The following is an 850-nucleotide window of genomic DNA, read 5'->3' as shown; positions in this document are numbered from 1 at the left end:
GGCGAATTGTCAAACTAAGTGCAACGGTTTGTCAAAAAATACTTCATATGGGGTTTCATAGTTTAACACTTTGCGAGGACGTTGATTTAACTGCTTTTGGCAGTGTTCAACGTCCTGTTCTGTATAATTATCAATATCTGTTCGCTTGGGAAAATATTCCCGGATTAATCCATTTGTATTCTCATTTGTTCCACGCTGTTCAGGCGAATATGGATCGGGCCAATAGACAGTAACACCTAACCTTTCGCTGATTTCATCAAGATGAAGAAATTCGGTCCCATGATCTGGTGTAATAGAATGAACAAATTCTTTAGGAATGGCCCCTAACAGTTCAACTAAGCCTTTATTTATCTCCTGCGAGTCCTTTTGCACAACCTTTTTGATAAGCGTAAGCCGACTAAGCCGATCGACAATCGTTAAAAGGATGGAGTGACCCGTTCGACCAATCACAGTATCAATTTCCCAGTCACCTATACGTTGACGCTGGTTGATAAAACCAGGGCGCTCATGGATCGAGATATAGTCGGTCTGTACTTCTCGATGTCGTCTAGTATTCTTTGAATGCCGAGTCCGATGTTTATGTCTGAGATGGCGCTGAATACCGGTATCACCACGTGAGGAGTACTTCTCACCTAAATTGTGTTGATAGATATGACGGTAAATTGTGTTGTAGCTAACACACCATTGATGTTCCTTATTAAAGCGAGCGGTAATCTGCTCTGGTGACCAGTGCAGATCTAAGATGTAATGAACAATTTGACGGCGTAATTGTGGATGGCTGTCTAATAGCCGCTTCTTGTGACAATTCTGCCGCTTTTGATGATAGTCATTATCTGCTTTGCTTGGGGAA

At 42.0% G+C, this 850-nt stretch carries 1 protein-coding gene; it reads right to left on the bottom strand.

The annotated features are described in order from the left end of the window. Positions 1 to 9: 9 nt before the first annotated feature. A partial coding sequence (locus JCM11969_RS16795; protein ID WP_054713024.1) for an IS30 family transposase occupies positions 10 to 850 on the bottom strand: 841 nt, incomplete at its 5' end.

It is taken from the genome of Secundilactobacillus paracollinoides DSM 15502 = JCM 11969 (assembly GCF_001311135.1).
In the GTDB taxonomy this organism is placed as follows: Bacteria; Bacillota; Bacilli; order Lactobacillales; family Lactobacillaceae; genus Secundilactobacillus; species Secundilactobacillus paracollinoides.
Note: the sequence above shows the minus strand (reverse complement) of the source record. Positions and strands in the feature narration are given on the sequence as shown.